Annotated in this window: 20 protein-coding genes; 17 read left to right on the top strand and 3 right to left on the bottom strand. The window is 43.4% G+C overall.

Annotated features, from left to right (window positions below):
- Positions 1-4: 4 nt before the first annotated feature.
- The 17 genes from L7A31_RS15315 to L7A31_RS15235 all read left to right on the top strand — a co-directional run bounded on the left by L7A31_RS15315 (position 5) and on the right by L7A31_RS15235 (position 23,448).
- Positions 5-5,893: a FimV/HubP family polar landmark protein gene (locus tag L7A31_RS15315; protein WP_237362642.1), complete on the top strand. Its 5,889-nt coding sequence runs from the start codon at positions 5-7 to the stop codon at positions 5,891-5,893.
- Between the two features lie 155 nt (positions 5,894-6,048).
- Positions 6,049-6,837 (top strand): tRNA pseudouridine(38-40) synthase TruA, encoded by a 789-nt coding sequence (truA, locus tag L7A31_RS15310; protein ID WP_237362641.1) that lies wholly within the window; start codon positions 6,049-6,051, stop codon positions 6,835-6,837.
- 296 nt (positions 6,838-7,133) lie between these two features.
- Positions 7,134-8,060 (top strand): acetyl-CoA carboxylase, carboxyltransferase subunit beta, encoded by a 927-nt coding sequence (accD, locus tag L7A31_RS15305; RefSeq protein WP_237362640.1) that lies wholly within the window; start codon positions 7,134-7,136, stop codon positions 8,058-8,060.
- A gap of 45 nt (positions 8,061-8,105) precedes the next feature.
- Positions 8,106-9,371, top strand: coding sequence for a bifunctional tetrahydrofolate synthase/dihydrofolate synthase (gene folC / locus L7A31_RS15300; RefSeq protein WP_237362639.1), 1,266 nt, complete (start codon positions 8,106-8,108; stop codon positions 9,369-9,371).
- Positions 9,372-9,920 (top strand): SPOR domain-containing protein, encoded by a 549-nt coding sequence (locus tag L7A31_RS15295; protein WP_237362638.1) that lies wholly within the window; start codon positions 9,372-9,374, stop codon positions 9,918-9,920.
- Positions 9,921-9,981: 61 nt separating this feature from the next.
- Positions 9,982-10,473 carry a CvpA family protein gene (locus L7A31_RS15290; protein ID WP_237362637.1) on the top strand — a complete coding sequence of 164 codons (492 nt, stop codon included), beginning with the start codon at positions 9,982-9,984 and terminating at the stop codon, positions 10,471-10,473.
- 33 nt (positions 10,474-10,506) lie between these two features.
- Positions 10,507-12,021 (top strand): amidophosphoribosyltransferase, encoded by a 1,515-nt coding sequence (purF, locus tag L7A31_RS15285; protein ID WP_237362636.1) that lies wholly within the window; start codon positions 10,507-10,509, stop codon positions 12,019-12,021.
- A 229-nt stretch (positions 12,022-12,250) separates the two neighbouring features.
- On the top strand, positions 12,251-12,481 hold the full coding sequence (locus tag L7A31_RS15280) for a FeoA family protein (RefSeq protein ID WP_237362635.1): 231 nt from the start codon (positions 12,251-12,253) through the stop codon (positions 12,479-12,481).
- Positions 12,478-14,751: a Fe(2+) transporter permease subunit FeoB gene (feoB, locus tag L7A31_RS15275; RefSeq protein WP_237362634.1), complete on the top strand. Its 2,274-nt coding sequence runs from the start codon at positions 12,478-12,480 to the stop codon at positions 14,749-14,751. Before L7A31_RS15280 ends, feoB (L7A31_RS15275) begins: the two co-directional genes overlap by 4 nt.
- Positions 14,748-14,978: a FeoC-like transcriptional regulator gene (locus tag L7A31_RS15270; protein ID WP_237362633.1), complete on the top strand. Its 231-nt coding sequence runs from the start codon at positions 14,748-14,750 to the stop codon at positions 14,976-14,978. The genes feoB (L7A31_RS15275) and L7A31_RS15270 overlap by 4 nt, the downstream gene beginning before the upstream one ends.
- Before the next feature lie 542 nt (positions 14,979-15,520).
- Complete coding sequence (locus L7A31_RS15265) at positions 15,521-15,751, top strand: FeoA domain-containing protein (RefSeq protein ID WP_237362632.1); 231 nt, start codon at positions 15,521-15,523, stop codon at positions 15,749-15,751.
- Positions 15,752-15,753: 2 nt separating this feature from the next.
- Entirely contained in the window at positions 15,754-18,078 is a 2,325-nt protein-coding gene (gene feoB / locus L7A31_RS15260; RefSeq protein WP_237362631.1) for a Fe(2+) transporter permease subunit FeoB, read from the top strand.
- A gap of 9 nt (positions 18,079-18,087) precedes the next feature.
- On the top strand, positions 18,088-18,348 hold the full coding sequence (locus L7A31_RS15255) for a FeoC-like transcriptional regulator (protein WP_237362630.1): 261 nt from the start codon (positions 18,088-18,090) through the stop codon (positions 18,346-18,348).
- A 254-nt stretch (positions 18,349-18,602) separates the two neighbouring features.
- Complete coding sequence (locus tag L7A31_RS15250) at positions 18,603-19,868, top strand: imelysin family protein (protein ID WP_237362629.1); 1,266 nt, start codon at positions 18,603-18,605, stop codon at positions 19,866-19,868.
- Positions 19,869-19,946: 78 nt separating this feature from the next.
- The gene (locus L7A31_RS15245) at positions 19,947-21,329 is read left to right on the top strand and encodes a di-heme oxidoreductase family protein (protein WP_435532898.1); all 1,383 of its coding nucleotides are present in this window, start codon (positions 19,947-19,949) and stop codon (positions 21,327-21,329) included.
- A gap of 12 nt (positions 21,330-21,341) precedes the next feature.
- Positions 21,342-22,376, top strand: coding sequence for an imelysin family protein (locus tag L7A31_RS15240; protein ID WP_237362628.1), 1,035 nt, complete (start codon positions 21,342-21,344; stop codon positions 22,374-22,376).
- Entirely contained in the window at positions 22,366-23,448 is a 1,083-nt protein-coding gene (locus L7A31_RS15235) for a DUF1513 domain-containing protein (protein WP_237362627.1), read from the top strand. The genes L7A31_RS15240 and L7A31_RS15235 overlap by 11 nt, the downstream gene beginning before the upstream one ends.
- Before the next feature lie 69 nt (positions 23,449-23,517).
- Here L7A31_RS15235 and ptcA read toward each other — a convergent pair whose 3' ends face one another.
- The 3 genes from ptcA to arcC form a co-directional block, all read right to left on the bottom strand.
- Positions 23,518-24,564: a putrescine carbamoyltransferase gene (ptcA, locus tag L7A31_RS15230; RefSeq protein WP_237362626.1), complete on the bottom strand. Its 1,047-nt coding sequence runs from the start codon at positions 24,562-24,564 to the stop codon at positions 23,518-23,520.
- 257 nt (positions 24,565-24,821) lie between these two features.
- Positions 24,822-25,430 (bottom strand): TetR/AcrR family transcriptional regulator, encoded by a 609-nt coding sequence (locus L7A31_RS15225; protein ID WP_237362625.1) that lies wholly within the window; start codon positions 25,428-25,430, stop codon positions 24,822-24,824.
- Between the two features lie 13 nt (positions 25,431-25,443).
- Positions 25,444-26,358: a carbamate kinase gene (arcC, locus tag L7A31_RS15220; protein WP_237362624.1), complete on the bottom strand. Its 915-nt coding sequence runs from the start codon at positions 26,356-26,358 to the stop codon at positions 25,444-25,446.
- Positions 26,359-26,439 lie beyond the last annotated feature (81 nt).

Genomic DNA, 26,439 nt, shown 5'->3' with positions numbered 1-26,439 from the left:
TTATATGCGTCGACTTTTTAAGCGTCTACTGTTATTACTTACTGTTATCGCCATAACCCCAGTTAATCTGGTTCATGCAGAAGGCATTCGCGTCACTGGACCAAATGGTGAAATTCAGTCGTCTCCTCAGTATTACGAACCAATCACCCGAAATAATCAAACTGGCCCATCTCAATTTTATGGCCCCACTGGAGCAAATGAAACGCTATGGAGTATTGCTTCACGTTTAAGACCAGCGAATAGTGTAACTGTTCAGCAAACGTTATTGGCAATATACCGTTTAAACCCTCAGGCTTTTGCAGAGCAAAACATTCATGAATTGATCCCCGGCAGTACGCTTCGTGTTCCGTCTCTTGCGCAGGTAAGATCTGTGTCTACCCAAGAGGCGGTGAATATTATGCGTGCGCATCAGGTAAGGGTTTCTACATCACCCACGCAAACGGCTGAACCGGTTAGTCAAGCACCAACAAGAACTCAAAGTAATCAAACTCCTAAAGAGCCCGCTAAAACAGCTCCAGCGACTGTCGTAAATGAAACTAAAGCTACAGCGCAACCGAAACCAAACCAAACCAAATCGACTAAGCCAGTAGTGGTTAAGCCTCCTCAGGTGACTCAGTTAGAACAGCAACTAGAGATGTCAGAAGGTGAGTTATCTGTTCTAGAAGAGAGAAACCACAAGCTGCACCTCAAGTTGAGTGATGTTGAATCTGAAGTCGAGACGTTGAAAAGCGAATTGTCAGATGAAGGCAGAATTCGCTCCGAAGTTGAGCGATTGCTTGAGCAGGAACGTGCGCGGGTTGAAAAAGAACAGAAACTAGCTCCAACTCTTGCTGATAACTTATTGTCCAATATTTGGTTTGTTGCCGCGCTAGCTATCATTCCTGGGCTACTAATCTTTGTCATTATCTTACTGGTGATGAATAGGAGACCAGCAGAGCAGCAAGCCCCAGTTGCACAACCAGAAGTTCAACCAGAGCAAATGGTTAGCATTGCTCCAGATGCGCAACTGGACGATGATGACATCCAATTAGATGATGATCTATTTGGTGATTCAGATGAAGATGCTGATTCGCTATTTGGTGATGACTTTGACCTTGAGGAAGAGCAAGAAGAAAACGATGTTTTCGCAGATCTAGACGACAAAGATCTCGACTTTAACCTAGAGGGTGATGATGGCGAAGATCCGTTCGCAAGTATTGGAGATGACGGAGATCTTGATACTGGACTAACGGACTTGGATAGTGCCAATGGCATTAGTGTTGACGCAGAGGATGAAGCTCTTGGTCTCGATGATATGGAGAAAGCGCTTGATGAGGTGGTAAGTGGTGATAGTGATGAACCTCTCAGCTTAGATGGCGATATGGACTCACTACTCTCTGGAGGTGGAGAGGATGACCTAGCAGGTGGCGCTCTTGACCAGTCGATGCTGGATGATTTGTTAGATGACTCAGAGCAAGCTGATGGATTGGACTTAGGCTCTCTATTAGATGAAGGTGGGGAAGAGTTCGATTTAAGCGATACTGCAGATGAGCTAAGTCTACAAGAGGACACAACAGGAAGTTCTCCTGAGCCAGAGCTGGCTTCAGATAGTGAGCTTGATGAACTATTTGCCAATGTGGAAGCACAAGCTGACTTAGACACATTGGAGGCTGAATCTGAAGATGAAACAGCTTTGCTAGATGAGATAGTTGACTCAAGCGATGTCGAAGTCGGTGATGATAGCACAGAGCTATTGGATGAGCTGTTGGCTGAAGTGGAAGGCTTAGTTAACGATCAAGTACCGCCAGAGACGCTGGATTTAGATGATACAGAACAATTTGATGAGCTCATTGCCTCAGAAGATGAATCCCCGCTTGAGGAAAATAGTGTCGATTTACTCGATGATATTGCTGAAGAGGCACAGGTCGATATAGAAACACAAGAGTTACTGGACGAAAGTACGGATACGCTAGATGAGCTTTTATCTGACTCTCAGCCAGAGAGCGATATTGACCTCTTAGATGACAGCGCTGATTTACTAGATGACCTCATCGAAGAGCCAGCAATAGAAGCGAGCTCGCCAGAACCGCTCGAGGGTAGCATTGATGTATTTGACGAGCTTTTGGATGAATCCGAAACTCTCAGTGATAGTGACATTAACGAAGACAGTACTGACTTACTCGACGACCTAATTGATGATTCAGTAGACACTGATTCATTGGAAACTCTTGATGAAAGTATTGATGCATTTGATGAGCTTTTTGAAGAGTCAGATGAAGAGAATAAAGTAAGTGTAAGTGAGGACAGTGCGGAACTTCTTGATGATTTAATTGAAGATTCAATTGATCAAGATGGGCCGGATGTTGATATTGACAGCATTGATTTACTTGATGAGCTAGTGGATGACGATACGAGTGAGCAAGTTGGCAACGATATCTCGGTTGAAGAGAAAATAGAGTCTTCTTTGGATATCGATCCCAATGGCACAGACTTATTCGACGAACTAGTAGAGATCGAGCAGCAAGCAGAACTTGCTTCAGATATTAGTGATGTCGAAGCAGAAAGTGATATTGGTGCATTGGCTGAGCAGCCCACAGTTGACAACGAGCAGGCCCAACCCGAAATAGAGCATCAGGCATTCGTGAGCGATGACTTTATCGAGGACATGAATAGTGTAGCGCCAGAAGCGGATCCTTTGTTGGACAGTGAGCAAGAAAGTGCACTACAAACAGTTGAGGATTTGTTGTCAGACATAAACACTGAAGAGCCAGAGCCAGAGCCAGAGCCAGAGCCAGAGCCAGAGCCAGAGCCAGAGCCAGAGCCAGAGCCAGAGCCAGAGCCAGAGCCAGAGCCAGAGCCAGAGCCAGAGCCAGAGCCAGAGCCAAATGAGTTCGGTGTGCCTCAGGATTCTGATTGGGAGATAGATGATCCAATAGAGGCGCCTGACTTAGCGCCTATATCAGAGGAGCAGGTATCTACATCTGAGACGGAGTCTGCTGAAGACGATGAAGAGACTGAACAAGAGTCAGCTCTAGCTGGTCTAGAAAGCGAAGAAGACACTGAAGAGCTGAACGAAGGACAACTTCTAGCAGGTATAGATATTCCGGCTGATGAACAGCTAGATGAAAGCCTGTTGTCAGAGTTAGAGGCAGGCGAACAGGAATTAGAGGACTCTGTAGAGCTTGAGCCGGCTGCTTCATTTGAAGAGCCTTTAGCTGAAGAGTTTACGGAAGGTGAAACATTAGCTGAACTTGATGTTCCAGTCGATGCTGAAGAGGAAGCACTAGAGCTAGAAACAGGTGATGACCTAGATATTGGCGACATTGATGTTGAAGACCTGCAGCAACCTGAAGTAGGTGATATCGACGTCGATGAAGCGGACTTTGAGCTACCAGAGCTAGATGATGCAGAAGAACTTGAGTCAGCCGCCTCATTTGAAGAGCCTCTGACGGAAGAGTTTGCGGAAGGTGAAACATTAGCTGAACTTGATACTCCAGTCGAGGCTGAAGAGGAGCCACTAGAGCTAGAAACAGGTGATGACCTAGATATTGGCGACATTGATGTTGAAGACCTGCAGCAACCTGAGGTTAGTGATATCGACGTCGATGACGCGGATTTTGAGCTACCAGAGCTAGATGACGTAGAAGAACTTGAGCCAGCCGCCTCATTTGAAGAGCCTCTGACGGAAGAGCTTGCGGAAGGTGAAACATTAGCTGAACTTGATGTTCCAGTCGATGCTGAAGAGGAAGCACTAGAGCTAGAAACAGGTGATGACCTAGATATTGGCGACATTGATGTTGAAGACCAGCAGCAACCTGAAGTAGGTGATATCGACGTCGATGAAGTGGACTTCGAATTACCAGAATTAAACGACGAGGTAGAGCTCGAACCTGTAGCGTCACTTGAAGAGCCTTTATCGGAAGAGGTTGCCGAGGATGAAACGTTAGCTGAATCTGAAGCTCTAGCTGATGTAGATGAGGAGGCGCTCGAGCTTGAGGTAGATGACGGCTTAGATGTGGGCGATATTGATGTTGAAGATCTGCAGCAACCTGAAGTGGGTGATATCGAAGTTGATGAAGTGGACTTTGAGCTACCAGAGTTAGATGACGCAGAAGAGCTTGAGCCAGCCGCCTCATTTGAAGAACCCCTGGCGGAAGAGTTTACTGAGGGTGAACCGCAAACTGAACCAGATGTACCAGTAGACATAGAAGAGGAATCACTAGAGCTTATAGACGATGACGGCCTAGATCTTGGCGACATCGATGTTGAAGACCTGCAGCAACCTGAAGTGGGTGATATCGAAGTTGATGAAGCGGATTTTGAGTTACCAGAGTTAGATGATACTGAAGAACTTGAACCAGCCGCCCCATTTGAAGAACCTCTGGCAGAAGAGTTTACTGAGGGTGAAACGCAAGCTGGACTAGATGTTCCAGTAGACGTAGAAGAGGAGTCACTAGAGCTTGAAGACGATGATGGCCTAGATATTGGCGACATTGATGTTGAAGACCTGCAGCAACCTGAAGTGGGTGATATCGAAGTTGATGAAGCGGATTTTGAGCTACCAGAGTTAGATGACGCTGAAGAACTTGAGCCTGCCAGCTCATTTGAAGAACCTTTAGTTGAAGACCTGACAGATGATGACTTAATTGCTGAATTTGAATCTTCATTGTCTGAAGAAGATACATTGCTTGATATTGAAAGTGATGACGCTGCTGACATTCAAGGTATAGACGTTGAAGATTCTGAGCATGAGCTAGCTGAGCTAGATGAAACTGACTTACCGGAATATAACGAAGAAGATGCTATTGCCGATGCCTTTTCTGATGCTGCTGATGAGTCTGAATTGTTGGATACCGAAAGTTCGGTCGAAGACCGATCGTTGTTACAAGAAGAAGAGCCTCAGCCCGAAACAGCGCCTCTTGAACTAGCGGAAGCTGAACTGCCTGAATATGGCGAGGAAGATGCGCTTGCTGACGCAGAAGCGCAAGATGATGATCAAGAAGTTGGAGATCTCGAAGCGGACTTTAACTTAGAGGCAATCGATCTCCCTGGAATGGAAGAAATTGAACCTCCAGAGCCTAAACTTTCCCCAGAAGAAGCCTTTGCATCAGATGTTTCCTCTTTGCTGTCTGAATCGGAAGGGGATCTCTCTGAAGAGGTTGAGCAAGGAATAGATACTGCTTCTGATAGTGCTCTTGAAGATACAATTCGAAATGCTCTTTCTACTGATGAAGTTAGTTCTCAAGATATTGAGGCGAGAAATGAAGGTAAGCTTGATATAGCATCGGCGAATGAGCTAGATGAACAAACGCTTCATGAGCTGCTTTCTGAGCCACTACCAGATCAAGCCAACGAGTTTTCAATAGATGCTCCCCTTGATGAAGATTCGACTTATAGCGCTGGTTTGGATTTAGACTCAATGCTAGAAGTTGGAGGGGAAGACTGGAACGGATTTAGCCTTTCTGAAGAGCAACAAGCAACGATTTCTGATGAGATTCCAGATGATGAGCAAAATGTTTGGGACGATCAGAACCAGCCAGAGCAAGCCAAAGCACTTGATGAAAACTGGGAAAATCAACACGACCTCGATGAACTGGAGCCGAGCACTGAAGGTTATAAAACAATTGATGAGTTAATGGCTGAAATGGATGAAGACGAGGTGACAGAGCCAGATGAGGAAGAGTTGGGTTTACATGTTGGCCTAAACGAATTTCCTGACGTAATCGGTGAGGTGGACGACACTGACGTAGACGCGAACTCTGAAGCAGCTGGGAAATTAGACTTAGCGAAGATTTACATTGAGATGAATGATCCTAAAGGTGCGCGGAGCTTATTGGAAGAGGCGATTGTTGATGGCAGTGATGAAATTCGCCAAGAAGCAAAAAACTTGATCGATTCACTCGACGATAACTAATTGTATCGCTAAGCTAATTTACAATTTATGCCCAAGTAACTTTTGGTTGCTTGGGCATTACATTATGTGCCAGATTGCAATTAAATTAAGCAAAATTGGCATCGTATGTGGTTTTAGGTATATACTTCTCGCCCTGTTTTTTATGAGTGCTCGAAATGAGAATAGCTTTGGGTATTGAGTACGACGGTACTCGTTACTTTGGGTGGCAGAGGCAAAAAGAAGTCTGCAGTGTGCAACAAGAACTAGAAAAAGCGCTTAGTGTTGTTGCAAATCATGAGATAGAGGTTCAATGTGCAGGCCGAACAGATGCTGGCGTGCATGGTACAGGGCAGGTTGTCCACTTCGACTCTAGTGCAGTACGCAAACCTATTGCTTGGACAATGGGTGCAAATGCGAATTTGCCAAAAGACATAGCGGTGCGATGGAGCACAGAAGTTTCAGATGAGTTTCATGCTCGTTTTTCGGCAACCGCACGACGTTATCGCTACATTATTTTTAATAGTAATCTCCGCCCTGCTATTCTGGGCAGTGGTGTAAGTCACTATCATGGTGATTTAGATGCGGAAAAAATGCACTTAGCTGGTCAATACCTGTTGGGTGAGAACGATTTTACTTCTTTTAGAGCAGTGCATTGTCAGTCTCGTAGTCCTTGGCGCAATATTATGCACCTTAATGTGACTCGACATGGTCAGTACATTGTGATTGATATTAAAGCAAACGCGTTTGTTCATCATATGGTTCGAAACATCGCGGGAAGCTTGATAGTAGTGGGTAAAGGAGAGCAACCTCCAGAGTGGATTCATTGGCTGCTGCAGCAAAAGGATCGAAAACTGGCTGGTGCGACTGCGAAAGCTGGGGGGCTATATCTAGTGGATGTAGATTATCCAGATGAGTTTGGCCTGCCGAGTGCTCCTTTAGGTCCATTATTTTTGTTAGATGACTGATCGAAGGCCGTTATTAATAAACAGAGCTTTTTTGTGGATGAATATTCGACTATTAAAAAGTTACAATACTCTAAACACAAAACTATTTCTGTTTTATTAAACCAAGGTTAAGCTTATCTAACCCAAAATGAATTGCTCCATGTGAGTATGTTTGGTGCGAGACAATAAGTAATAAATATAGGTACAACCAGTTTTTTGTCTACAGGTTGCCTTATATATGCTTTAATCCTCTGCGCATTAATGTCGAATTAGTTTCTCTCGCCTGTTAGCGAGAGATTAGAAAGAAAAGGTCTTCCATGAGTTGGCTTGAGAAAATTTTAGAGAAAAGTAACCTAGTTAGTTCACGTAAAGCGTCTATTCCTGAAGGAATTTGGACCAAATGTACTTCATGTGAACAGGTTCTGTACCACGCTGAATTAGAGCGTAACCTAGAAGTATGTCCAAAATGTGACCATCACATGCGAATGAAAGCACGTCGTCGCTTGGAAACATTTTTAGATGAAGGTGAACGTACTGAAATCGCAAACGAACTTGAGCCAGTAGATAAGCTGAAGTTTAAAGACTCTAAGCGATATAAAGAGCGCATTGCAACTGCTCAAAAGAACAGTGGTGAGAAAGATGCCCTAGTAGTAATGAAAGGCGAGCTTTTGGGTATGCCTGTTGTTGCTTGCGCATTTGAGTTTTCATTCATGGGCGGTTCGATGGGTTCAGTAGTCGGTGCTCGCTTTGTTCGCGCTGTTGAAGCTGCTATCGAGAAAAACTGCGGATTAGTTTGTTTTTCTGCTAGTGGCGGTGCTCGTATGCAAGAAGCGCTTATGTCTCTAATGCAGATGGCAAAAACGAGTGCAGCTTTGGAACGTTTGTCTTCTAAAGGCCTACCGTTTGTTTCTGTTATGACTGACCCTACCATGGGTGGTGTATCTGCAAGCTTGGCTATGCTAGGTGACATCAATATTGGTGAGCCGAACGCTCTAATTGGTTTTGCTGGTCGTCGTGTTATCGAGCAAACAGTTCGTGAAGATTTACCAGAAGGCTTCCAACGTAGCGAGTTCTTACTTGAACACGGTGCTATCGACATGATTGTTGACCGTCGTGAGATGCGTCAAAGAATTGGTAGCCTGCTAGCTAAAATGACGAATAAAAAGTCACCTTTGGTTGTTTCTATGAACGATGCACCAAATGAACCTTCTTATTCTGTACCAGAACCTAGCGAAAAAGGGTAAAGTAGACACTAACGTATAACCTACTAAATTTTCGGTTAAAGTTAGATGACTGACTCTTCTACTCCTAATGCCACATCGCCCCTGTCGGTGTGGCTTGAATACCTATCAAATATTCACTCCAGTGCTATCGATCTTGGATTAGAGCGTGCAGAGACTGTAGCAAGACATGCCAACCTGACCCATCCAGGGAAAAAAGTGATTACCGTTGCTGGAACAAATGGCAAAGGTTCTACGTGCGCAATAATGGAAGCGATTCTGTTAGAAGCGGGCTACCGTGTTGGTGTCTATAGTTCTCCACATCTTATTCGCTACAATGAGCGTGTTCGAATCAATGGTAAAGAGTTACCCGATGAAGAACATTCTAGAGCATTTGATTTCATCGAAAAGCAGAGAGAGCAAGTTAGTCTTAGCTATTTCGAGTACGGCACCTTAGCCGCACTCTACCTTTTCAAAGATTACGATGTCGATGTTGTTTTACTTGAAGTTGGCCTTGGCGGAAGGCTTGATGCAACCAATGTTGTTGACCATGACGTATCCGTTATTACCAGTTTAGCTATTGATCATGTGGATTGGCTTGGTGATGATATTAACGTTATCGGCTTTGAGAAAGCAGGTATATTCCGCTCGGGTAAGCCAGCTATCTGTGGTCAGCCAAAACCACCAAGCACAGTGCCTGCTCATGCTGATGATATTGGTGCTGAATTCTACCAAGTTGGAATCCAATTTGATTACAAGCTTGTCGGTGATGGCAAGTGGCGCTGGAATAGTGGTTCGTTCGTAGTTGAAGATTTACCAATTCCAAACCTACCATTGCAGAATGCAGCTACTGCTTTAATGGCGTTAGGTGCTTCAGAGTTAGAAATTAGTGATGTCGATGTGGTCGACGGGTTATCTAAAGCAACGCTACCTGGCAGAATGCAGCTTATTAACGATGCTCCGACGATATTGTTAGATGTGGCGCATAACCCTCACTCTGCGAAGTATCTAGGTGAGGAACTCCAAAAGCGTTACCCAGATAAAACCATCCATGCCGTTGTTGCTATGCTTGAAGACAAAGATATCTCAGCAACACTGTCTGAGCTTTCTCATGTTGTAGATAAATGGTACCCCGCTTCACTGCAAGGCCCTCGCGCTGCAACTGCGCAGGACCTGTGTCAACATTTATCAGGGAACGTTCAGCAATATGACGATCCAGTAGCTGCATTTGAATCAGCGTTGACACAGGTAACGTCGGATGAAGTCATTATTGTTGTTGGTTCATTTTTCACTGTCGGAATGGTTTTAGAGCATTGGGAATCAAAGGGAAAATAGATGGCTAGCAAGTTTCAAAATCGGCTAGTAGGCACGATAATACTGGTGGCAATTGGTGTTATCGTCTTGCCTGATTTTTTGGACGGAAAGAAAACGCATTATCAAGATGATATCGCGAGTATTCCAATCAAGCCATCAACTAGCAGTGATAGTGAAAACTATAAGATTGTGAATCCAGTCCAAGACACGAAAAGCTTACCTAAGCAGCCCGTCGAAGTGACGGTCGATTCAGGTAATACAACCGCCGCTGCCAATCAATCGGGTTCGGTTAACGTTGAGGTCAAACAAACCACACAACAGGCCAAATTTAAGGACAATGCTTGGATTATTCAGCTGATGGCGCTGAAAAATGCTGACAATGCCAAAAATGTGGTTAAAGACCTACAAAAAAGAGGGTATCAAGCCCATAGTAAAAAGGAAAATGGATTTACTAGGGTGATTATTGGCCCAAATATTTCTAAGCAAAAACTACAACGAGAAATCGTTGAGCTAGAAAAGATAACAGGCTCAAAAGGTCGATTGCTTAAATTTAATCCATTAAACCCATAAGAAAACGTTTGCGTCGCGCGTTTTTCTGTTAAAATGCGCGCCAACTTAAGATGAAGAACTCATGAATTGGTTAGATATTGTCATTTTAAGTGTGATCGGCTTGTCGGCTGTGATCAGTTTAATACGTGGTTTCGCTAAAGAAGCTTTGTCATTAGTGATTTGGATTGGCGCCTTTTTTATCGCCAGTGAGTATTACGCGAAATTAGCGGTGTACTTTACCAACTTCCAAGATCAAGCTTTTCGAAATGGCGCTGCGATAGCTGCACTTTTTATTGCGACACTGATTGTCGGTGCCATAGTAAATTATGTGATCAGCCAGTTGGTTCAAAAAACAGGTTTGTCGGGAACAGATAGAGTATTGGGTATGGTATTTGGTGCAGCTAGGGGAGTCTTAGTTGTGTCAGCAATCCTATTCTTTATGGATGCTTTTACCAATGCTTCAAATATGGCTTGGTGGAAGGCTTCAGTACTGGTCCCACAGTTTAGCCATATCATCGCACCGTTTTTTGAGCACTTACAAGCATCATCAAGTTTCTTATCTGGCGCAGTATAGCGCCAGCCATTGTCGGATATCGAGGGTTAAGACATGTGTGGTATTGTTGGAATCGTGGGTACATCGCCTGTAAACCAGTCAATTTATGATGCATTGACGGTATTACAGCATCGTGGCCAAGATGCCGCTGGTATTTGTACCATAGAAAGCAATCGTTTTCGTTTGCGCAAAGCAAATGGCTTAGTTAAAGATGTGTTTGAAGCAAAACACATGCAGCGCCTTCAAGGTTCAGTTGGGATTGGACACGTTCGCTACCCAACAGCTGGAAGCTCAAGTGCTTCAGAAGCTCAACCATTTTATGTCAATTCTCCATTTGGAATCACACTTGCTCACAACGGTAACCTCACTAACGCGCATGAAGTTCGTGAAAAGTTGTTTGATAAAGATCGCCGCCATTTAAACACAACGTCAGATTCTGAAGTTCTACTTAATGTGTTGGCTCATGAGATCGACACGGTTAAAGGAAATGTCACCTCTGAAGATGTATTTAGAGCGGTTACTAACGTTCATCGAGCGATAAAAGGTGCATACGCTGTTGCTGCGATGATAATCGGCCACGGCTTGATTGCTTTCCGTGATCCAAATGGTATTCGCCCTTTATGCTTGGGCAAGCGTGAGGTTGAAGGACGTACAGAGTATATGGTTGCGTCAGAATCTGTTGCATTGGATGCGGTAGGTTTTGATTTTGTTCGCGATGTTGCTCCTGGTGAGGCTATCTATGCGACTTTCGAAGGCGAGTTATTTACTAAGCAATGTGCTGATAACCCAACGCTAAATCCATGTATTTTTGAGTTTGTTTACTTTGCTCGCCCAGATTCATTTATCGATAAGATTTCTGTTTATAGCGCTCGTGTTGAAATGGGTAAGAAGTTAGGCCAGCGCATTCGAGATGATTTTAGTCACCTAGATATCGATGTCGTGATTCCAATTCCTGAGACGTCTTGTGATATCGCTTTGCAAATAGCACAGTTAATTGATAAGCCGTATCGCCAAGGTTTTGTTAAAAACCGCTATGTTGGTCGCACCTTTATTATGCCTGGGCAACAGCAACGTAAGAAGTCCGTAAGACGTAAGCTGAATGCAATCCGTTCAGAATTTAAAGGCAAAAATGTTCTGCTGGTAGACGACTCGATTGTACGTGGGACGACTTCTGAGCAAATCATCGAGATGGCGAGAGATTCTGGTGCGAAGAAGGTGTTTATGGTTTCAGCAGCACCTGAAATTCGTTTCCCTAACGTGTACGGCATTGATATGCCAAGTGCAAATGAGCTTATCGCTCACGGTCGTGATAACGATGAGATTTGTAAGCAGATTGGTGCCGATGAACTTATCTTCCAATCTTTAGAAGACCTAGTAACCGCGGTTGGTTCGGGTAATTCAGAAATCACTAAGTTTGAAACATCTGTATTTAACGGTGAGTATGTCACGGGTGATATAGACCAGAAATACTTAGATTTTCTACAGTCTCTTCGCAGTGATGATGCTAAGGTGCAACGAGAGATCAAACAAGAGCTTGCTAACCTCGAGTTACATAACGAAGGCTCTTAGCCAAAGAACCTTTGTCTTATCTATTTCGGAAGCTCCCTTTTGGGAGCTTTTTTTGTATAGATAGCACATTGCTTACCCGCAAATCCAATTTTTCATTTCCAAAACCTATCAGTTTTAAACGATTCCGATAAATTTCTTTGATATTGCGCAATACAAGACATGTAAAGAGAGTATACTATCTGCCAATCGAAATAATAACGTTTCTCATTAACAATTATATTTACCTCTTATGAAGCTATCACAATTACAGCAAGGGCAGTGCGCCACTATTCAGGGATTCGATCAGTTAACGAATGATGTTCGCAAGAAGTTGATGATCATGGGCATTCTTCCAAACACGGAAGTCACACTGATAAGAAGAGCTCCTATGGGTGACCCACTACAGGTCGAAGTACGTGGCGTATCTATCGCCGTACGTAACTCTATCGCGGAATCAATTTTAGTCGGGGAACCACAATGAGATATAACATTTTAACGGTTGGAAACCCAAACAGTGGTAAGACAACGCTTTTTAATGGCCTAACAGGGGCCAAGCAGCAAGTTGGTAACTGGGCTGGCGTGACAGTTGAAAAGAAAACAGGTCGCTACCAACATGCAGGTGACGATTTTCACCTCACCGATTTGCCAGGCATTTACGCACTAGACAGCGGCAATGATGCGAATAGCATGGATGAGTCAATTGCTTCTAGAGCTGTACTTAGCCACGAAGCCGATCTCATCATTAATGTCGTTGATGCAACAAGCTTAGAGCGCAGCTTATATATGACGCTGCAGCTAAGAGAACTTGGCCGCCCGATGGTGGTGATTCTCAACAAAATGGATGCGCTTAAGAGAGAGCGACAAACTATCGATGTGAAGAAGCTGAGCAAACAATTAGGCTGCCCGGTTTACTCTTTGTCTGCAAATAATAGGCAGCAAGTTAGCAAGCTCAAAGAGCATTTACATAAAGATTTGGTTCAAGGAATCGCATTAGAAAGCTTCAGTGTAGATTACGGAGAAGTACTTGAGTCTGGTATTGAAGAGCTCGCCCCTTTATTTTCCTCACAGTCTTACGTGCACCCACGTGCTTTAGCAGTACGTGCATTGGAAAACGATAGCCTAGTTGTAAACACTCTCACGGAAGAAAAGCGCAACGACATCCATCGAGTTCGCTCTTCAATTGAGCTAGATATCGACCTGCAGGTGACAGACACTAAATATACTTACCTTCATCAGCTATGCCAGAAAGTGCGCAGAACAGAAGGAAAACTAAGCCGCAGCTTTACTCAAAAAGCGGATAAGATCATTTTGAATAAGTGGGTCGGTATACCATTTTTCTTCTTTGTTATGTACCTGATGTTTATGTTCTCTATCAATATAGGCAGCGCATTTATCGACTTTTTTGATATCAGTGTTGGTGCTTTATTGGTTGATGGCGGACACCATTTGCTCGATGGCGTTTTACCAGTCTGGCTAGTGACTATAGTAGCTGACGGTTTAGGTGGTGGTATTCAAACTGTCGCGACCTTTATACCGGTAATCGCTTGTTTGTACTTATTCCTAGCTTGTTTGGAAAGCTCAGGCTATATGTCTCGCGCTGCATTCGTGCTCGATAAAGTGATGCAAAAAATCGGCTTGCCGGGTAAAGCGTTTGTTCCATTAGTACTTGGCTTTGGCTGTAATGTTCCTGCGATTATGGCGACAAGAACGTTAGATCAAGAGCGTGAACGTAAACTCGCTGCTTCTATGGCTCCGTTTATGTCTTGTGGTGCAAGACTGCCAGTATACGCTTTGTTTGCAGCAGCCTTTTTTCCAAGCTCAGGCCAAAATGTTGTATTTGCATTGTACTTACTGGGTATTGTAGCGGCGGTTTTCACTGGATTAATCCTTAAGAAGACGATTTACCCGGGTTCGAGTGATTCACTTGTAATGGAAATGCCAGATTATGAAATTCCAACATTGCAAAATGTGCTTATCAAAACATGGCAGAAGCTGAAGCGTTTTGTGTTGGGCGCGGGTAAGACAATCGTAGTTGTTGTTATGATTCTTAGCTTTCTTAATTCATTAGGTACCGATGGCAGTTTTGGCAATGAAGATAGCAACAATTCGGTGTTGTCTAAAATATCGCAAGTTGCTACTCCAGTATTTGAACCTATTGGGATCAACAAAGATAATTGGCAAGCGACGGTTGGTATCATTACCGGTATCTTCGCGAAAGAAGCGGTGGTCGGCACTTTGAACAATCTTTATACCACCGATAAAGCGGATGATGAAGAGTACGATTTATTAGGCAGTTTAAAAGAAGCGCTGCAATCGATCCCTGATAACTTGGCTGCTCTGAACTACTCAGATCCACTAGGAATTGAAGTAGGGGATCTGAAAGACACCAATGAAGTTGCACAAGATCAGGAAGTAAACACTTCTATCTTTGGTAATCTACAGTCGCACTTTGTTACTAGTAGTGCTGCGTTTTCTTACCTTATCTTTATTTTGCTGTATACGCCGTGCGTTGCTGCAATGGGTGCTTATGTCAGAGAGTTTGGTAAAAAGTATGCGCGATTCATTGCTGTATGGACCATGGGCCTTGCCTATATGAGTGCGGCACTGTTCTATCAGTCGACTCAAATCATGGTGACTCCAGTACAAAGTTTGTCTTGGATTGCTGGAATAGTATTGGTAGGAGTGTTGGTGTATCAGTGTCTCAAACGTAAAGCCAACCAGCAAAAAGCCTTTAAGGAAAGTCTCGCATGATATTGAGTGAGCTAAAGTTGTATGTCGAAACTAGTGGTGCAGCGACAAGAGCTGAGCTAGCCAAGCACTTTCGTATGAGTGAAGACGGAGTTGACGCCATGATGAACGTCTGGGTAGAGAAGGGAAAAGTAACCCGCTGCATTGATACAAATCAGCACCAGAAAGTAACTAGAGTTCGCTACAAGTTAGTTGAAGGCCTTTCCATTCCCCTCAACGTCACGGTTTAGAATATAACCGATCTGACACAGTGTTTTATTTGAAGCTCCCATCTCGGGAGCTTTTTTCGTTTTTTCCTATGCTCTCGACTTCACTGGATTAGCGATTTATTGATACTGAACAATATGAAACCACCAATGCTATTGTAATATCTTGATACAAATAATAACGTTTCTCATTAGCATAAACATACAGGGAAGCTTGGTAAGAATGCTCTCCCACTAGAGAAAGTGAAATATTTCATTCGAATAACAAATATATTGTGATGAATATCTATTAGCTTGATTTATGGTGAGTGAATGGATTGTCAGGGTAAAGTCAAAAGTGGACTTTTTTCGTGACAGAAAGTTAATGATAAGTAGAATGAGAACTGTTCTTATTAAGTGTTATTTGATTCCCGTGTTGTGTGTTTCTTCCTGTGGTGTGTTTGTTGTATTCACCTAGGGTTCTAAACAAGTCAGGCCTCAGTTTTGGATTGAAGAGTCACCAATGCAATTTTGTTATTCATTCTATAGACAGCAAAGATGAAGCTGTCTGATTTTTAGAGGTTGATATGTCTACGGTACAGCCTGGTCAACATTACACTGTTGATAAATACACAAAAGAAATGAGCCTTGATTTCCGCCATCGCCTTATGGCTATGGGTATGATTCCTGGTTCTACCTTCCAGGTCATTCGCAAAGCACCATTGGGTGACCCAATAGAAATCGAGGTCAAAGGCTTTTTACTTAGCTTAAGAAAAAAAGAATTATCACTGCTAAACATTTCTCCTAGGAAATTATGATCATGTCTACACCTCGAAAGATTGCGCTGCTCGGAAATCCTAACAGCGGAAAAACGACCTTGTTCAATTTACTCACAGGTGCAAAGCAGCGCACAGGAAATTGGTCTGGCGTTACAGTCGATCGCAAGGAAGGCGATTTCCAGATAGAAGGCCAGCAGGTAACTGCGGTTGATTTACCAGGGACATATAGTCTAGCTTCAGTCTCAGCAAAAGGTGGCTTAGATGAGCGCATCGCATGTCAGTATATTCTGAGTGAAGATGCAGATGTAATCGTGAACATTGTCGATGCTGCTAACCTTGAAAGAAACTTATACCTAACTCTGCAACTTCTCGAGATGAAGGTCCCGGTCGTTGTTGCTCTTAATATGATTGACACGGCTAAGAAAAAGAACATCCATATTGATGCAGAAGAGTTGTCGAAAACCCTAGGCTGCCCTGTTATTCCAATGGTGACAACTCGTAAACAAGGTATAAGTGAGCTTAAACAAGCCATTCTTAAACAATGCAACAACGCTTCCATTAATTCATTTTCTGTCGACTATCCGCAAAATATACTAGCAGCGCGCGAGTATCTTAATAGTCAGGTTAAGGAACATGCTCCAGGTTTGCAACGTACAGACTGGCTGAGCTTACGCCTTTTAGAAAATGATCTTCTAAGTCGAGATATGATTTCAGAGGCAGATACAAGTGGTCAGTTGGGAGACCTAACGACCCAGTATGTTCGGTCCCTTGAAGATGCTGACCTCGAGGTTGCAGATTCTCGATATCAAGCTATCAGCAAAATTTATCAAGGTGTTGTTGAAAATAGAGTAGCGACAAGAGATAAGCTGACTCAAGTGGTTGATAGTATTGTGCTGAATAAATACTTAGGGCTGCCAATATTCTTGCTTGTCATGTACTTCATGTTTGTCGTTTCCATCAACATTGGTGGTGGCTTGCAGCCTATATTTGATGAAGGTTCAGCGGCAATCTTTATTGATGGAACAACATGGTTAGGGCATTTTATTGGTTTGCCAGCTGCTTTAACTGCAATCCTTGCTCAAGGTATTGGCGGTGGTATCAATACTATCTTGCCATTTGTACCTCAAATTGGGTTAATGTTCTTATACTTATCGCTACTGGAAGACTCCGGCTACATGGCGCGAGCTGCTTTTGTTATTGACCGCTTTATGCAAGCGATAGGTTTACCGGGCAAATCTTTTGTACCGCTAATTGTTGGCTTTGGCTGTAATATTCCAACAGTGATGGCAACTCGGACGCTGGACACGCCACGCGACCGAATCATGACAAGCATGATGGCACCGTTTATGACTTGTGGTGCACGCTTAGCTATCTTTGGCGTATTTGCAGCAGCGTTCTTCCATGGTGTCGGCAGTTTCGTGGTTTTCTCTCTGTATTTGCTCGGTATTGTGGTTGCTGTTTTGACAGGGCTTCTGCTTAAGAAAACTCTGTTGACTGGTGAACCGCATCCGTTTGTTATGGAAATGCCTGTCTATCACTTGCCAAACCCATTTACTGCGTTGATATTGACTTGGAGCCGACTCAAGAGATTCCTATTCAAAGCGGGCAAAATCATTATTCCTGTGTGTGCTATTGTCCTTGGACTAAATAGTATTACCTTCTCAGGAAAAGTGATTAACCCGGGTGAACAGCAGCAATCTGCATTGGCAGAAATTGGTAAAACAGTCACGCCAATATTTGAACCAATGGGTGTTCAGAAAGACAACTGGCCTGCAACGGTAGGTCTATTTACTGGTTTCCTTGCAAAAGAAGTGGTTATCGGTACTTTGAATTCACTTTACACCGCTCAAGCAGCGGACAGTCAACCGTTCGATTACAAGAATTTTGACTTGGGTGCTGAGCTAAAGCAGGCGTTGGACGACACTTGGAGTGGTTTGAAAGATAGTGTCTCAATTGATACATGGTTAAACCCAATAGAAGCTGGGCAGGCTGATGCGTCAATGGGAACATCTTCGATGGGCCATATGCGCTTACTATTTGGCACAGCTTTCGCGGCTTATGCTTACCTAATCTTCGTATTGCTTTATGTACCTTGCGTTGCAACTGTCGGAGCAATTGCTCGTGAAGTCGGTCGTAACTGGGCAAACCTTTCTACAGCTTGGGGCCTACTTGTTGCTTATGCGGTCGCGGTTATCTTTTATCAAGCCGCTACTATTCTGGAACATCCACAATCCAGCATAAGTTGGATCTTAGGGATGCTCGCTGTGATCTTTGCTTTCTTGTATGGGTTAAGAAAATACAGCAAAACAGGCGTGGATTGGGAGCTCCCAGAAGTTTCTGCTACGAATAAGAGCTGCTGCGGCTAGGAGGAAGTGATGAATTCTTTGCTAGGGCTACGTAATTATATTCGTAAGCACCATCAAGCGACATTGTCTGACTTACAGTGTCAGTTTGATGGCAGTGACCAAATGCTGGAAGCTCTGCTATGTGAACTAGAAACTCGGGGAAAAGTAGTCAAATCTGATACTCCTATTGGTTCATGTAGTCAGAAAACTTGCAAAGGATGCAGTGAAGGGCAAAGCGATACTTTATATCGTTGGTATGAAGCTGAATTGACCGTCTGTTTAGTAAGCTAAATACTTAACTTCATCTCTTACTTAAAGCATTGGTGTAACCACGATTTACACCAATGCTTTTCTTCAAAACTTATCAACTACTCTTCTCCAAATACTACTTCAGACCCTTTTACCTTACTCTGTATAAGTTCATTCCATTCACATAGTGAATACAAAACTATTGCAAAATTACTCAAATTAATTACAGTTGCAAATAGTATTGATAATAATATCTATTCTCATTTTTGTGGGTATTGATTGTAAGGAAACATCCTATGAGTTTTAAAGTTCACTTTTTCGGTGCTGTTGCTACAGTTTATTTAACTTTTTCGGGAGTCGCTCAGGCAGCTGATACCGTAACAAAAGAGCAGGTTGTTGAGCACTATGCTGATTTAGCTCATGCTGTCTATGCAGACGCGTTAATTACTGCAAAACAGTTAGAAACATCAATCGATACCTTTTTGGCGTCACCTTCCCAAAAGGGTCTTGAAAAAGTACGTAATACTTGGAGATTGGCGCGTGTTCCTTACCAGCAATCAGAAGTATTTAGATTCGGTAACCCTGTCGTTGATGACTGGGAAGGTCAGTTGAATGCTTGGCCGCTTGATGAAGGCCTGATTGATTACGTTGCTGCCGACTATCAATATGAGCTTGGGAATGAAGGTGCCACTGCGAATGTGGTCGCAAATAAAAACATCAAAGTGGGAGCCAATTCCGTAGATGCAAGAGACATCAATGCTGAGCTAATTGTAAAGCTCAACGAGATAGGTGGATCTGAAGCAAACGTTGCGTCTGGTTACCATGCTATTGAGTTTTTGCTTTGGGGGCAGGACTTGAATGGTACGAAAAGTGGAGCAGGACAACGACCTTATACTGATTTTGTAGTCGGTAAGGGCTGCACTAACGGACATTGTGACCGCCGCGGTCAGTATTTAAAAGCTGCAGCACAATTGTTAGTGAAAGACTTAACTTGGATGGAAAATCAATGGACTGTTAGCTCTAAGGGGAACTATCGAGAAACTTTAGTCAGTGAGTCATCTGAAGAAGGATTACGCAAAATTTTGTTCGGAATGGGGTCACTTTCTCTAGGTGAGTTAGCAGGTGAACGAATGAAAGTCGCACTTGAGGCAAACTCCACAGAAGATGAGCACGACTGTTTTTCAGATAATACGCATTATTCTCACTACTACAATGAGAAGGGCATATATAACGTTTATACCGGAACTTATAAACGCGTAGATGGCTCGATCGTAAACGGAGCCAGCATTGCAGACCTGGTAAACCAGAAAAATGCCCAAGCAGAGAAAATCATTAAGAAAGACTTTGATAATGCATTGAACGAAGTGAAGAAGATCGTTGATGAAGCAGAAAACAATGATCAACATTTTGACCAGCTCATCGCCGCAAACAACAAAAATGGCCACAAAATTGTCAACAATGCGATTGTCGCACTCGTCAAACAGACAGCTTCTATTGAGCGTGCTGCGAGCATAATTGGAATCAATAACCTAAATCCAGATACTGCTGACCATGAATTTTAAAATTCGGTCTACGCTTTATAAGGGCTCGTCTGAGCCCTTTACTCTTTCTGATAGTCGGTCCAATAAGGTATATCCAATTTGAAGTTATCTCTCTTAGTTATATTCGCTGCTTTCCTTTCAACTTATTCATTTGCTTATGGTCCAAAATCAGGTGGAGATACTACGGTAAAGAAAGATGGGGCTAATGCTTACTCTCTTCCTGCGGCAAATTTACCCCTTTCTAAAAGATTAGATTTTAGTGTCGGCAATAGTTTTTTTCGTAACCCGTGGGTTCAAGCTCCAGCTTCAACTGACGCGCGAGATGGTTTGGGTCCACTGTTCAATACTAATGGTTGCCAAAACTGCCACATCAAAGATGGCCGAGGTCATCCGCCTGAGCCGGGTGATCTCCATGCAGTTTCAATGTTAGTTAGGTTGAGTATCCCAGCAAAAACAGCTCAGCAAAAAAGATCTTACCTGCAAAACGGAGTGCTTCCCGAGCCGGTTTATGGTGACCAGCTACAAGATTTTTCTCTAGCAAATCAAAAATCCGAAGGGAAAATTAAGATTACCTACGCTGATTATCCCGTTGCCTTTGCTGATGGGACTAAAGTCGTGCTAAGAAAACCAGCTGTTGAAATTGTTGAACTGCAATATGGGCCAATGCACCCTGATGTGCAGTTTTCTGCTCGAGTTGCGCCAATGATGATTGGCCTAGGGTTACTAGAAAGTATCCCAGAAGAAACCATCAGAAATTGGGCCGAAGAACAAAGCCAAGAAGAAGATGGTGTTAGTGGCAAAGTCAATCATGTCTGGGATGTTCAGAAAGGGCAGTTTTCTATTGGTCGCTTCGGTTGGAAAGCGGGGCAACCGACTCTAATGCAGCAAAATGCTGCTGCTTTTAATGGAGATATAGGACTTACTAGTCATCTATTTATCGAAGAGAACTGTAGTGACAGCCAGAGCATCTGCAAAGATCTACCCAATGGTGGTAAGCCAGAAGTTAGCGATAAAATATTAAAATTTGTTGAGTTTTATTCTCAGCATTTAGCGGTTCCTGTACGTCGAAATGTTAAAGATAGCCAAGTGGTTAAAGGTCAGGAAATATTTTCAGAAATCGGCTGTGAATCTTGCCACAAGAGCAGTGTAGAGACAGGGTATCGAGAAGGTTTACCCGCCTTAACCAATCAAACCATTCATCCATATACCGACTTACTTTTGCATGATATGGGGGAAGGGCTCGCTGACAATAGGCCTGAGTTTCTTGCAAACGGCCAAGAGTGGAGAACCCCGCCGTTGTGGGGAATAGGCTATACGCAGGAAGTAAATGGACACACCTATTTTCTACATGACGGCAGAGCTCGAAATCTAATGGAAGCCATATTGTGGCACGGCGGTGAAGCGGAAACGGCTAAACAGAATGTGCTTCAATTGGATCGGCAGCAACGAGATGCTCTCATTGCCTTTTTGAATTCGTTGTAAAGAGGCTAAATCATGCAGAGAATAAAAAAAGTGCTGTGCTTTGGCAGTTTGCTTATTTTGTCTGGCTGTCAAACCAACCAAGTTGGATCTGGGAAGACATTCACTGAAGCCAACAACTCTAGTCATGCGGTGTATCTTGTAGAGTCTCAATTTTCTACGAAACTCTACGATAATTCAGTGAAGTTAAAAGACAGTTTTGCGACGCTTTGCCGTGATACTAGCTCGCGCAATCACTTGGACGCTACACGATTATATTGGCAAAAGACGATGCAAAGTTGGATGGCTTTACAGGGCCAGCAAAGAGGGCCAGAACAAGCGCTTGAGCAAAGCTGGAAGATACAGTTTTGGCCTGACAAAAAAAATACCACTGGGCGGAAGGTTCGTGAGCTTATCAAGCAAGATAAGGATTGGACCCAATCAGAAATTGCTACCCAAAGTGTTGCAGTGCAAGGGTTAGGATCACTTGAGTGGCTGCTATACGATCGTGCATCTTCAATAGCTAGTGACGAGCTAGCTTGTGAATTAGGCTATGCGGTTAGCCAAAATTTGGTTACTAAAACTCAACTAGTTAAGCAGGCGTGGGGAAGCAACCCTTGGCAAGTTCTCAGTGATAAAGCTTGGTTGACGGTTTATGTTTCTTTGCTCTCCCATCAACTTGATTACACGATTAAGAAGCTGTCTCTTCCTATTGCTAAGATTGGCCATCCAAAGCCTTATTTTGCCGAATCTTGGCGTTCGCAAACTTCGATGATTAATATCAAAGCTAACATCGAAGCGATGGAGAAACTCTATAAAGCAGGACTAGAGCAACGCCTGCGACAGCATGACGCTGATCAACTAGCTGATAGTATTTCAGAACAGTTCTTTTCGATTATCGAGCTGTGGCCTGAAAATCCGAGTTTGTTTCAGCTATTGCAAACGCGGCAAGGGTATCAGTCCGTTCTTAATCAGTTTAATAAATTAGAGCAGCTACGTTATCTCATTCAAGATGAAGCCGCAGTCAAATTGGGAATTACTATAGGGTTCAATGCGACCGATGGCGATTGATATTTCTCGTCGAGTGCTACTCAAAGCTGCTTTGATTAGCACAGCTCCCGCATTATGGGGATGCCAAAGTACTCAAGGAGCAAAAAAAGCTGCAAAGCAACCGGCTCTGATTGGTGGTGCGAAAACAGCGCAGCAGACGTACTCTGTTGTCGTGGCTGACCAGTTTGGCTCTCCGATATATCAACTCCCACTGCCTAGCAGAGGACACGGTATTGCGGTGAGTCGACAAAAGCAGCAAGCGGTAGTGTTTTCACGCAGGCCAGGAAATTACTTTTTGGTTATCGATTATATCAATGGTCAAATTCTCCAATACCAACCAAGTTCTGCCAATCGATATTTTTATGGTCACGGAGCGTTTTCAGCCGATGGAAAATGGTTGTATGTCAGTGAGGGAGTGAGTGACAGCAGTCAGGGCGTCGTTGGTGTATATGATGTATCTAGCGATTATAAAAAAGTTGATGAATATTCAGGTTTTGGTGTTGGCCCACATGAGCTAAAGGTGTTGTCTGACGGAAGCTTAGTGGTTGCGGTTGGTGGTATCAAAACGGTTGGCCGCAAGCCTGTTAACATCGATACCATGCAGCCCAACCTATCATATCTAAGCCAGACAGGGCAGCTTATCGAGTCAGTACAACTGTCAAACCAACAACTTAGTATTCGTCACCTTAGCTCTTCTCAAGAAATAGTTATATTCGCTCAGCAGTATGTAGGCAAGGAACAAGAAAGCAGTTTACCTCTGCTCGCTGGTCATAGTTTTGGCGAAAGCGTATTTGAATTTAAAGCAACAGAAGAAGAATGGAGCCGCTTTGACAATTATATAGGTAGCATTGTTGCAGATGAGCAATACGTTCTGGCGACATCTCCTAGAGGAAATTGCTATGGCATTTGGTCGGTAAAAACTCATGAGTTGGTTGAGCTGGCGATGTTGCCTGATGCTTGCGGTGCTGCGGTGATTGGTAATCAGTTCAGCATCAGTTCTGGTGGCGGTAAAGTGGTTGTTGAAAATGTAGTTGATAGCAGGCGCGCATTTGCTTCGAACATAGTTTGGGACAACCATTGGGTGCATGTCTAGCGTATCCGAATCCCTATTAATCGTGTAAAGAAAAATGGGAAAGGCATACCTCTCCCATTTTATATTAAATTACAAACTCTCTAAGAACTGACCGATTTTGCATTCATGCTCTTTTATGATTTGTTGAGATGGGATGTGCATATCTTTATGAGTAAAGTAAACCAGAAGTGCCATTTGAGCAGTTAGACGGTTTTCTGCTTCATCAAAAATGAGTGAGTTGTCAGACTCCATCACCTCACGGGTACACTCGCGCTGGTCGTTGGCTGGTAAGCAATGCATGAACATCGTGTTTGGCCCTGCCTTGGCCATTAGCTCTTCAGTCACCACATATTCTGGAATGAAGGTAGATAGGCGGATGTCTTTTTCTTCTTCTTGACCAAACCAGTAGAAACTGTCTGCAACAACAATATCGCATCCTGCAACAGCGCTTGTGTCGTCGGTAATAACTAAGTTGCCGCCAGAGTATTCACAATTTTCTAGTGCAATATCGACCCATTTTTGTGGTGCTTTGAAACGCTCAGGGCAGATATGCTTAAAGGTCATACCAAATTTAGTACAAGCAAACATGAGTGATGAGGCAACATTGGTGGCATCACCAACGAAGGCGACAGTTAGATCACTTAGTGACTTACCCTCTGGGAGGTGTTCTTGCATAGTGAACAAGTCCGCCATGATTTGAGTTGGGTGTAGCCAGTCGCAAAGTCCGTTGATAACAGGAACGCTTGCATATTCTGCGAGACCAGCAACCGTGTCATGCTCATCGACTCTTGCCATCACAACGTCTACCATACGAGACAAAACTCGAGCGGTATCTTCTAACGATTCTTTAGCGCCTAAATGAATGTCTTTTGGAGAAAGAAATAGTGCGTGACCGCCAAGAATGGTTGCAGCTGTCTCGAATGATACGCGAGTACGAGTCGATGGTTGTTCAAAAATCATTGCCACTGATTTGCCTTTAAAGAGAGGAGGTACAGCGTTATCTCGTCTTGCTTGTTTTAGCATCGACATTAGTTTAAGGATATCACTGAGCTCTTTTTTGCTGAAATCTTGAGTTTTCAAAAAATGGCGTAGATGAGGTTTATTTAGTTCAGTTGCGGTAGAAGATTGACGTTTCATATTCCTATCCTTAATTACAAGAGGTTTATTCTTTGATGTTCTTGGCTTGTGCTTAGTATCCTGCAATCTGGTAGGTGATAACTAAATTAGAATCACTAATCGGTTTTAGCGCTATATTTGACTTTGTTTATATGAATGTCATCATAAATTAAAGGTTGGTAATCGACAGTTTTTCGATATTTAATTTTAATGGTTGATAAAATATTAATGGACCAAAAAAAGCCCCAAATTAGGGGCATTTAATTCTAGCGAATATATTAACTTTCCAATCGAGGTATATGCCTTGGCAAATATGAACCGATATATGCCTCGGTTATTACTATGGCTTCTCTAGCCATCTCAGACGCAATTTCCCCTTTTTCTTGATAGTTCATCGAATAGACTTTATCTGCCACTTGGAGTGCGACAGCAAAAATATTGACGTCTTTAGGCAGCTCCGGGAGGGAAAAAAACTGTCGATAAATCTGTTCTACTTTATAGCCCAAGAGCTGATCGTTTTGCGCATCAGCGTGCCGCACCGATGCATAAGTATGCTGGCCTAGCAAAGTGTGCTGAGCGAGTGGAGTACGGCGGTAATAGTCGACAAAACCTTGCTCGATCATTCGGTTTATATCTGACCAATGATGAATATTCTCCTCAACAATTGCTGAGTTGAGCACTTCGGAAAAATCATCAAAGACGTCATTCATCAACTCGCAAACCAAAGCCTCAATATTGGGGTAGTGATGATAGACGGTAGAGGCTGCAATAGCGGCTTCCTTGGCAACATCATAGATAGAAATAGTGTTGATATTTCGTTCAGAGGCTAGCCGTATAGCGGCATTGCGAATGCGCTCAAGGCGATGTTCTGTCGACTCTTTTTTCATAATAAACCTGACATTATATGTGAATATGGGTTCCGGAATTGTTTTCCATTATTTGCGCCGCCTTGTGTAACGATCCAATGTGCCCGATTCCCGAGGTTTGCTTAGCAAACTCACAGCATGCATCCACTTTTGGAGCCATAGATCCAGCTGCGAATGTATATTGAGATATTTCATCAACAGTAATGTCGAGGAGCGGTTTCTCACTCGGCTTTCCCCAATCTACACAGACATAATCACCGTCGGTTAAAATTAAGAAGTGCTCAGCGTTCAGCTGTTTCGCCAGTGTTGCTGCAGATAAGTCTTTGTCGATAACCGCTTCGACGCCTCTACAACCTTCAGAGTCTTCCAATACCGGACAGCCACCACCGCCACAGCAGATAACAGTATGATCAGCATCTAGCAATGTGCGGATAGTATCTATTTCGAGAATTTTCAAAGGTTGTGGAGAGGGAACAACTCTTCGCCAATAGTCGCCATCTGGCTTGATGCTCCATGCATGTTTTTCGGATTTCTCTTTGGCAGTGCTCTCGTCGTACACCGGGCCGATGAATTTATTAGGGTTTGCAAAAGCGGGGTCGGCCTGATCAACTGCGATTTGTGTTAGCACACTAGTTATGTTGCTATTAGGCATATATTTTCGTAATCCCTGAGCAATCATATAGCCGATCATTCCTTGAGTTTCCGCTCCTAGCACATCCATTGGATAAGGTGGTGCATCGGTATAAGCTAAATTTTGTAGCGCTAACAATCCAACTTGTGGACCATTTCCGTGAACAATGACGACTCTAAAGTTATTACTCAATTTAGCTAATGCGCTTGCTGCGATATCAATATTTCTAGCTTGATTTTCATAGCTCATTAATTCTCCACGTTTCAGCAGTGCGTTTCCACCAACAGCTACAACAAGGATAGGTTTCTTAGTATTCATTGCTTTCACCAAATTTAACAATAGGGCTGGGTAGTGAATAAAATACCGCCGATATTTGCTTGATAAGATTGATCGGAATCA

The sequence above is a fragment of the Vibrio marisflavi CECT 7928 genome (assembly GCF_921294215.1).
Taxonomy (GTDB): Bacteria; Pseudomonadota; Gammaproteobacteria; order Enterobacterales; family Vibrionaceae; genus Vibrio; species Vibrio marisflavi.
The sequence above is the reverse complement of the archived record's forward strand: the minus strand, read 5'-3'. Positions and strand labels throughout refer to the sequence as shown.

Excerpts from the sequence above, each read along its gene's own strand:
- L7A31_RS15240 (WP_237362628.1), top strand. The coding sequence starts at position 21,342 with ATGCAGAGAATAAAAAAAGTGCTGTGCTTTGGCAGTTTGCTTATTTTG.
- truA (WP_237362641.1), top strand. The coding sequence starts at position 6,049 with ATGAGAATAGCTTTGGGTATTGAGTACGACGGTACTCGTTACTTTGGG.
- arcC (WP_237362624.1), bottom strand. The coding sequence starts at position 26,358 with ATGAATACTAAGAAACCTATCCTTGTTGTAGCTGTTGGTGGAAACGCA.
- L7A31_RS15265 (WP_237362632.1), top strand. The coding sequence starts at position 15,521 with ATGTCTACGGTACAGCCTGGTCAACATTACACTGTTGATAAATACACA.
- L7A31_RS15315 (WP_237362642.1), top strand. The coding sequence starts at position 5 with ATGCGTCGACTTTTTAAGCGTCTACTGTTATTACTTACTGTTATCGCC.
- L7A31_RS15295 (WP_237362638.1), top strand. The coding sequence starts at position 9,372 with ATGGCTAGCAAGTTTCAAAATCGGCTAGTAGGCACGATAATACTGGTG.
- feoB (WP_237362634.1), top strand. The coding sequence starts at position 12,478 with ATGAGATATAACATTTTAACGGTTGGAAACCCAAACAGTGGTAAGACA.
- L7A31_RS15235 (WP_237362627.1), top strand. The coding sequence starts at position 22,366 with ATGGCGATTGATATTTCTCGTCGAGTGCTACTCAAAGCTGCTTTGATT.
- purF (WP_237362636.1), top strand. The coding sequence starts at position 10,507 with ATGTGTGGTATTGTTGGAATCGTGGGTACATCGCCTGTAAACCAGTCA.
- L7A31_RS15255 (WP_237362630.1), top strand. The coding sequence starts at position 18,088 with ATGAATTCTTTGCTAGGGCTACGTAATTATATTCGTAAGCACCATCAA.
- L7A31_RS15270 (WP_237362633.1), top strand. The coding sequence starts at position 14,748 with ATGATATTGAGTGAGCTAAAGTTGTATGTCGAAACTAGTGGTGCAGCG.
- L7A31_RS15290 (WP_237362637.1), top strand. The coding sequence starts at position 9,982 with ATGAATTGGTTAGATATTGTCATTTTAAGTGTGATCGGCTTGTCGGCT.
- accD (WP_237362640.1), top strand. The coding sequence starts at position 7,134 with ATGAGTTGGCTTGAGAAAATTTTAGAGAAAAGTAACCTAGTTAGTTCA.
- feoB (WP_237362631.1), top strand. The coding sequence starts at position 15,754 with ATGTCTACACCTCGAAAGATTGCGCTGCTCGGAAATCCTAACAGCGGA.
- L7A31_RS15250 (WP_237362629.1), top strand. The coding sequence starts at position 18,603 with ATGAGTTTTAAAGTTCACTTTTTCGGTGCTGTTGCTACAGTTTATTTA.
- ptcA (WP_237362626.1), bottom strand. The coding sequence starts at position 24,564 with ATGAAACGTCAATCTTCTACCGCAACTGAACTAAATAAACCTCATCTA.
- folC (WP_237362639.1), top strand. The coding sequence starts at position 8,106 with ATGACTGACTCTTCTACTCCTAATGCCACATCGCCCCTGTCGGTGTGG.
- L7A31_RS15225 (WP_237362625.1), bottom strand. The coding sequence starts at position 25,430 with ATGAAAAAAGAGTCGACAGAACATCGCCTTGAGCGCATTCGCAATGCC.
- L7A31_RS15280 (WP_237362635.1), top strand. The coding sequence starts at position 12,251 with ATGAAGCTATCACAATTACAGCAAGGGCAGTGCGCCACTATTCAGGGA.